This window comes from Rhodococcus sp. C3V (genome assembly GCF_029269915.1).
In the GTDB taxonomy this organism is placed as follows: Bacteria; Actinomycetota; Actinomycetes; order Mycobacteriales; family Mycobacteriaceae; genus Rhodococcus_F; species Rhodococcus_F qingshengii.
Genome location: NZ_JARJBE010000021.1, coordinates 51,351 through 58,953 on the forward strand (window position 1 = coordinate 51,351; position 7,603 = coordinate 58,953).

6 protein-coding genes are annotated in these 7,603 nt (G+C 65.0%); all 6 read left to right on the top strand.

Features of this window, described 5'->3' with window-relative positions:
* Positions 1-940 precede the first annotated feature (940 nt).
* The 6 genes from P3G66_RS30090 to P3G66_RS30115 all read left to right on the top strand — a co-directional run bounded on the left by P3G66_RS30090 (position 941) and on the right by P3G66_RS30115 (position 7,460).
* Positions 941-3,097, top strand: a complete 2,157-nt coding sequence (locus P3G66_RS30090; RefSeq protein ID WP_276117633.1) for an FtsK/SpoIIIE domain-containing protein — start codon at positions 941-943, stop codon at positions 3,095-3,097.
* 41 nt (positions 3,098-3,138) lie between these two features.
* Positions 3,139-3,486, top strand: coding sequence for a hypothetical protein (locus tag P3G66_RS30095; RefSeq protein WP_058037160.1), 348 nt, complete (start codon positions 3,139-3,141; stop codon positions 3,484-3,486).
* Positions 3,487-3,488: 2 nt separating this feature from the next.
* The gene (locus P3G66_RS30100) at positions 3,489-4,889 is read left to right on the top strand and encodes a ParA family protein (protein ID WP_276117634.1); all 1,401 of its coding nucleotides are present in this window, start codon (positions 3,489-3,491) and stop codon (positions 4,887-4,889) included.
* 102 nt (positions 4,890-4,991) lie between these two features.
* On the top strand, positions 4,992-6,176 hold the full coding sequence (locus tag P3G66_RS30105; RefSeq protein ID WP_058037162.1) for a hypothetical protein: 1,185 nt from the start codon (positions 4,992-4,994) through the stop codon (positions 6,174-6,176).
* Positions 6,177-6,198: 22 nt separating this feature from the next.
* Entirely contained in the window at positions 6,199-6,912 is a 714-nt protein-coding gene (locus tag P3G66_RS30110; RefSeq protein ID WP_143541290.1) for a hypothetical protein, read from the top strand.
* A 23-nt stretch (positions 6,913-6,935) separates the two neighbouring features.
* The gene (locus P3G66_RS30115; RefSeq protein WP_276117635.1) at positions 6,936-7,460 is read left to right on the top strand and encodes a hypothetical protein; all 525 of its coding nucleotides are present in this window, start codon (positions 6,936-6,938) and stop codon (positions 7,458-7,460) included.
* Positions 7,461-7,603: the final 143 nt, after the last annotated feature.

A 7,603-nucleotide genomic window follows, 5' to 3' on the forward strand; every position in this document is an offset into this window, starting at 1 on the left:
GCATCTCACCAGGGATTCAGCAACCGCGCTGTGCGCGAAAGAGATTCAGGTCGGTGTTCAGGCACGCGAAAAAGCCCCGCACAGTCGTGCGGGGCTTGCGTTTGTTATCCGATGTTGGGAGACGTCGCACACAGGTCCGATGGAATCCGAAGCGAAGCGGTCGATATGACGCGCTTACAGCGCGCTCCGTGATCGCGTTGTCGGGGCAGTGGCCGAAGGCGGTGAGAAGAAGGTGGTCGACATCTGGGGGAGAGGGGTACGCCGGGAACGCGCTCAGATGCGCGGTGAAAACAGCGTCGGATTCGGAACCGATATTCGGCGGCAATTTCGAGCGCTCGGAAAAGCGCTCCTCGGACCCATCCCCTCCGGGGCCACTCCCCCCCGGCGTTCCTTGGGGGGGAGTGTACTTCAGAATTACGCTCAGCGCCAACGCATTTCGCAACGCCCATGTCGAACGCTATATGCACCGCTCGACCTCGCGTACCGAGGACCGTTCACCGTTCATCGGTCGATACGGGTTCGGTGACGCTCACCGTACCGCTGGGAGCGCCGAACATTTCAGGCGTTCGCGACGCTCATTGGAGCGCTGAAATGAGCGGTCGAAAGAGCGTGGGAAAACACCGCTCAACAAAGCGTTCGAGACGCTACGAGGTGAACGCTCTTCCGAGCGCTCGCGAACACGGCCCACCGCTCTCCGATGGAGCGCCGCGCGACCACCGTGATCAACCGCCGACGACAGCGCAGCACGTGCGCTCTGCCGAGCGCTCACCGTGGCGTGCCATCGAACGCGTTGGTAGCGGCGGGAACTGAGCGTGATCGGAAAGCGCGAAGGAAAGGGGGGACACCCCGTTGAGAAAAGTTGGGGGTTTCTGTCACTGTGCACGCAGACGCCACCCGGACGGCGTTGCGAGAACGTCGACACGAGCGAAAGGCGCAGGCGGTGAACGGAAATCAGGACCCACTCAAGGACTGGCTGGTATCGACATACCGTGACGTCTTTGGTGATCCGAACAACGGCAATCAAGTAGGTGAAGACGGCAAGCTGACGCGCATCGGCCGCTTCACTCCGTTCTCACCGTTCGTCGCCGTTGTCGCGGGCGTAGCTCTCTACGCCCCGCGCATCATGTCGGCAGTCGGCAACGAGACGGTCGTCGACGTGCTGGGCAAGGTTCACGGCTACCGTGTTCTGCTCGTCGTCGTCGCCGCTGTACTCATCGTCTGCGATGTTCTGAGATACCGCACACACAAGTGGACTCAGATGCTCGAATCGGTCGTGCGGCAGGGCACCGGCAACCTCCCGAAGAAGACCACCGTCAGCTTCCCTCCGGGGACACGAGTGATCCGCCGCGCAACGATCAAAATGCATCGCGGCACCGTGATTCGGCCGAAGCAATTCGAGGAGCTGTCCCGCGCGATCGAAGCGGCGTTCCCCGGCAGTGCGAAGTGGGAGGTCAAGGTTCGTCACGAGGCGCACCAGGACCGCATCGTCGTCCGGCGGGAAACGATCACTCCGGACACACGCTCGGACCGCCAGAAGGTTCTCCAGTCGGCGCTCGAAAGCGCCTCGATCTTCAAGGACCCGAAGGTGACTGTTTCGGCACGCGATCAGGAAGGCGTAGAGACCGGATACCGCATCTCCTACGAGAAGTCGATGAACGCTGGCGCCAAGGGCTTTCAGATCAAGGTCGAGGAAGCTCTCGCCTCTCTCGCGGGTCAGCACGAGTCGGGCCGCAACTGGACCACCGATTGGTACCCGGACAAGGGCTACCTGACCATGCGGCTCGTTGCACCGATGCCCTCACGCGTCGATCACCCGCTCGATCTGGTCGACGAGAACCTGCGGCACCTGCCCTACGCGACCGGCATCGCCGACCGGACCATGTACTGGGACGTATCCACCAGCTCCAACAAGCCGCACTGCTTGATCGTCGGCCCGACCGGTGGCGGTAAGACGTCGGTGATCCGCACCCTGCTCACCGAAGCGGCGCGGCGCGGCATCCCCTTCGTCGGTGTCGATCCGAAGATGATCGAACTCGACGGACTCGAGGGTTACCCGGGCTGCGGCGCGATCATCTACGACGCGCTGCGCGCAGCGATGTTCGTACGTGCCTTGCACACCGAGATGATGGCCCGCAACGCCTACATCCACCAGATGAAGATCGAGGGCTCACAACTGCCGCTGATGATCGCGGTCCTGGACGAGTTCTTCATCCTCTCCGGCAAGTGGCAGCGGCTGATGAAGACCGGCGACGACGAGACCAAAGAACAGCTCAAGACCCTCGACCCTCTCGGCGCATGGGCAGACCTCGCCGTCCTCGCCCGCTCCGCCGGTATCCGCCTACTGCTCGGCGTGCAGCGCCCCGACGCGTCATTGTTCGGCGGCGCGTCCGGTAACGCCCGCGACAACTTCGGCACCCGCATCAGCCTGGGCAACCTCTCCCAAGACGGTGCACTGATGATGTGGGGAGACTCCACAGTCGGACGCGAAGTGGACACCTCCGTCAAGGGCCGCGGCATCGCACTCGGCGACGACGGCAACCCCGTCGATGCCCAGATGTGGTGGACCCCGAACGTGGACCGTCACCCCAACAAATGGAACCAGCTCGCCGCGAGCGAGAAGGACATCATCGAGGGCCTCGCTCCCGCCGAAGCTCCACAGTTCACCTGTTACTCGTCGGAGTTGGCTGCGTTCATCGAATCCGAACGCGCGCTGGCCAAGCGCGCCCGCAAACACGGCAACGCACCCGAACCGATCGTGATCGGTACCGGCGACGACGAGAACAGCGCTGCGCCAGTTCCGGATTCGGCCGCAGAGTTCGTCGCAGCCGCCAAACCCGAACAGCCGATGGACGACGACTTCGCGGACGTCATTCCCGCATCTGCTGTCGAAGCCGGAATGACCGTGCTGATCGACGACGAAAACGGCGAACTCGTGCCCGTCACTGTCGATTCGGTCGATGTCTCCCGCAACCCGAAGGGCGACCTCACCACGACGGTCCTGACCGTCGGTAGCGGACGCGTGAAGACCCGCATCACCTTCGACCCGACAGGAGTCGTCGTCCTCCCCGAACCCGACGCCGCAACAGCGCCGGTATGACCCCCTAGTTGTCCGCTTCACCACCACCGAAAGGAACACCAATGACCCGCCGAATCTCCCAGTCGATCACCCCGACCTCCGAGGACGTCGCCGCATTGCGCGGACCGTTCGTCGCCAAGGGCGCAAACGACCCGATCATCAAGATGCTGAGGGACTACTTCAAGGATTCGGCCCCGGCATGGCTTCCCAAGCTCACCGAAGAGCAGGAGCTGACCAGCGAACGACTCGCAGAGATCCGCGAAGCCTCGACCAAGAAGCGCATCGTCATCGAAGCTCTGCCCGAAGGCAGCGCCCGCGACAAAGCGCTCGCCGAGCTGGACGCGACAGACGCCGTCGTTACGGACATGGACAACGCATTGGCCGGCGCCAGTGCCTTCGGAGTCAGCTAACGATGACGACGCTGACCGTAAATGTCGAGATCACCTCCAAGTCCACCGCCCGCGCAACTCTTCCGGACGTCAATGTCGACCCGATGGTGCTGGAAGCGACCGAGGCCAAGACGCTCTCTGCGGTGGTGCACGAGTTTCTGTCCAACATCGCGAAGGAACAGAACTCGGCCGTCGAGGTCGTCTACCAAACCGGTAAGGACACCAGGTTCCTGACGGTAGGCCCGGACGGCAAAGCGGTAGAGCGTGCGCCGAGCGCACCCTTGCCGATCGTTGAGAGCCCGATTGAACCGGCGGTGGAGACCCACTCTGCACCGCCGGTCGGTCCGGTCGTCGTAGCCGCTGAGCAGATCGCATACGAGACGGCCCCTCATCCCGTCTCAGCGCCCGCTCAGCCGAAACCGCGACCGATCCCTGCCCCTGCGCCTACGCGTTCGGCAGAACCGACTACAGGACCGCTGACCGGTCCTTTGCCGACGCTGTCGCAACTGTCCGCGCCGCGCACCAACGCGGCGGAAAGTGAACCCGCACGGCTCGGTGTCCGGGGTCGGCTCAATGCCGTTCTCGGGCTCAAGCTCGTACCGAAGTCGGACTCGCCCGAGATGCGGTTGCGCGGTGCCCAGTCGACGATCGCTCGCGCACTTCCCGAGGGCGCGATGATCACCTTCGCCAACCTCAAGGGAGGCGTCGGAAAGACCCCGATGTCGATCAGTTTGGCGGAGGCGTTGGCCGAGCACCGCGGGCCCGCAACTGTCACCTGCCTGGACCTGGGTGAGGTCGGTGGCAGCTTCGCTGATCGCGTGGCTGTCCCGCCGTCCGTGGACCAGGACGTGGTCAGCCTGCTGGGCGCTGTCGATGCCGCAGCATCCGATGTCCCGCCGTCCCGTGTGAAGCGGTTTCTGACTCGCCAGCCAGGTGGGTCGGACATCATCGCCGGGAGGGCGGGGGTCGACGCAGCGTTGACCTACGAGGAATCGGAAGCGCTCGGCTCGATTCTCGGTCGGCACCGCGATGTGCTCGTCGCCGACACCGGCAATTCCAGCCTCTCGGCGAGCTGGCAGTGGGCGATCCGGGCATCGCATGTGGTCGTCGTTCCCGTCCCGCTTCGGCGCGATGCGGCGGTGGCTGCGCAGCGCACGCTCTCGGCGATCGCGGCGGTTCGTCCGGACGTTCTTTCCCGCACGGTCGTCGTCATCACCGACGGTCCGGGCGACGCACCGATGGTCGAAACGGAAGCCGTCGACGCGTTCTCCGCGCTCGGTGTCGCGGTGTGCCGGATGCCGTTCGAGCCGTTGTTCGCATCCGGCGAGCGCATCGCGCTGAGTCAGTTGCGACGCGAGACGCGGGACGCGTTGACCGTGCTCGCGGCCAAGGCCGTCGACCTGATGGCGGGTGCCGTGGGCTGATGCGCTGGCACCGCCCACACCGGGCGTGCCCGTCCTACTTCGATCCGTTCGACGAAGATCCCCGGCCCTCTGAGGCCGAACCCAGATGAAAGGCGATGCTCGATGAGCAACGACATCACTACCGGTAACCGAGCTGCCCGCCGGAATTCGGGTGGTCGACACCGCAAAGTTCAGCGCCAGGCGACGAGCGCGTTGGTTGTCGCCGCAGCCCTGTCAGCCGGGATTGTGTTCGCACCGATGGCGAATGCAGCTCCGACGCAGGGCGGCACGACAGGCGGCGGCACTCAGGGCGGAACGTCGACCCAGGCTCCGCCTCCGGCCCCCGTTCAGACGGTCCCCGAGGCCCCGGCAGAACCGATCTACTGGACGGCCCCGCCGGTCCAGCAGCCCACGTACGTACCCAAGCCGGGTTACGACTACGGCAACGGTCAGTCCGTCCCGCAGCAGAACTACGTGCCCCCGATTGATCCTTCGACCTTGCACGCACCGGTGTGGGTCGAGCCGGCCCCGATGTACATCGCGCCTCCCAAGACCCTGATGATCGGTGACTTCCACTTCAACCAGCCGAACTGGCTCACCGACGAGGACCTCGAGCGCACCAACAACACCTCCGAGCTGATCCGCTCCGGTGTCTCGACGATCTACCGCTCCGTCGGTGTCGAGCCCTCCCGTGCTGACCGAGTCGCTGCGGGTCAGATCACCGGCACGGTGGCGGGAGCAGGTGCCGGCGCCCTTGCGCTCGGTGTGCCCGGCGCATTGCTCGGCGGAACTATCGGTGGCTTGCAGGGTGCCGCACTCGGCGGTGTGATTCCGCTCCCGATCCCGATCCTGCCGGAGGTCACCACAGGCGTCGCCGGAACCGCGATCGGCGCCGGAATCGGCGGGCTCGTGACGGCCGTGCCCGGCGCGATCGGCGGCGGCGTCATCGGATTCGCCGCAGGCACCGCCTTCGGTGCCGGTGACGACGAAGGCCAGCCGATCGAGGTTCACCTCCCCGACGTCGACCAGCCCGTGATCACCACCTCGACCGAAGACACGCTCTCCAGCTGGGAGCAGTCGGGCCCTGTCGGTCAGGGTGCTGCCGCCGCAGTTCGTGACGTCGTCGAGGTCGCTCCGTCCATCGACCAGCAGGCCCGTGACTGGGCTGCCGAGCAGCCGGGTGGCCAGCAGGTCGTCGAGGCGATCGACAACACCCTCGAAACGTTCTTCGACGGTTCGGCGGGCACCGCTGCACAGCTGATCTCGACCGCATTCGGCCAGGGCGCTGGAGCCCCGGCCGCTGTCTGACCCTGAAAGGTGGGTGTACACCATGAAGCTCAGTAAGAGACCCCAACGGCACCCCGCTGTCGTCGACCTTCTCGGTGGCACGCCCACCACCGCTCGGCCGGGCGGAGCTGCAAACGCAGCTTCGCCCGGCGGCTCGGTGGCCCCGAAGCCCCTGGCCGCGCCCCAGATTGCTCCAGGGGCGGAAAGCCCGCAGGACCCGCGACGGTGGAACAAGAAAGCCGTTATCGGTGGTGTGGCCGGACTCGCGGTCGTGGCAGTGATCGCCGGAACGATGTTGAACGGCGGCGGGGACCAACCCGAGAACACCGCAGCCGCGGCCACCACCACAGAGTCGGAATCGGACACCCTGCCGATCCTGGACCTGCCCGAGACGAGCACCACGCCCACGCCCGCATCTTCCGAGGTCGACGACGAATGCCGCGCTGACCGTGGGGATCAGAACAGCGGAGCGGGCGTGATCGCAGCGTGGAACCACGCCTACTACATCCAGCGCAACGCAGGCGCTGCCCGCGCACTGGCCACACCGAATTCCTCCGTCGTACCGGCCGACCAACTTCAGGGGTTCATCGACTCCGTACCCGTCGGCACCAACTACTGCATGCGCGCCAAGGCCCTGTCCGAAGACGTCTACCTCGTGGATCTGTCCGAACTACGACCAGAGGGCGCAGAGCGCATCACCCAAACCGTCACCACCAAAAAGATCGACGGCAAGTGGTTCGTCGACGTCTTCAAATGACCGGACTCGCTAAGGAACCCCGAATGTCTCTCTCACACAACACCTTCACCAAGACCGCTGCCGCCGCTGCCGCTCTCACCGCTGCCGTGGTCCTGGTCGCGTGTGGAAGTGACGATTCCCGCGAGGCCGCATCCGTGAGCACCTCGACCAGCGGCACCATCGTCACCGACACCAGCACCGACCTCGGCAGCATTGTGATCGGTTGGGGTGAGCAACATTCCGACACCGAGATCACCACACCCAAGCCCGAAGACGTCACCGCACGTTGCACCGGACGCGGCGACGACCTGGCCGTCGACATCACAGCGCCCCACGGATGGAAGATCCACGCAAAACACGGATCCCAGACCCTCACCATCGAGAACACCGACCAAAACCTCCCCAGCGCGGACATCGACACCACCAACAAGTTCCTCGACGTCCTCCAATCCGTCGACTGGACCGAGGCCGACCAGTTCGACATCGCCGCGACCACCGATGCACCTGCCGACTGGAAGGCCACCCACAGCGGACGCGTATATCTCTCAGTCCACGTCGACTGCCGCTGACCAGCAAAAACGACACGTCCCGCGCCTACTGACCTGACCAACTCAAGCCCTCGCAGGGATCGAACGAAAAACGCCCCCGCTCCGAACTGGCGGCTTCTAGTGGTCGTCGCAACACCCCACTGTGGGAGTTGCGACGACCGTGG

Excerpts from the sequence above, each read along its gene's own strand:
- P3G66_RS30095 (WP_058037160.1), top strand. The coding sequence starts at position 3,139 with ATGACCCGCCGAATCTCCCAGTCGATCACCCCGACCTCCGAGGACGTC.
- P3G66_RS30100 (WP_276117634.1), top strand. The coding sequence starts at position 3,489 with ATGACGACGCTGACCGTAAATGTCGAGATCACCTCCAAGTCCACCGCC.
- P3G66_RS30105 (WP_058037162.1), top strand. The coding sequence starts at position 4,992 with ATGAGCAACGACATCACTACCGGTAACCGAGCTGCCCGCCGGAATTCG.
- P3G66_RS30110 (WP_143541290.1), top strand. The coding sequence starts at position 6,199 with ATGAAGCTCAGTAAGAGACCCCAACGGCACCCCGCTGTCGTCGACCTT.
- P3G66_RS30115 (WP_276117635.1), top strand. The coding sequence starts at position 6,936 with ATGTCTCTCTCACACAACACCTTCACCAAGACCGCTGCCGCCGCTGCC.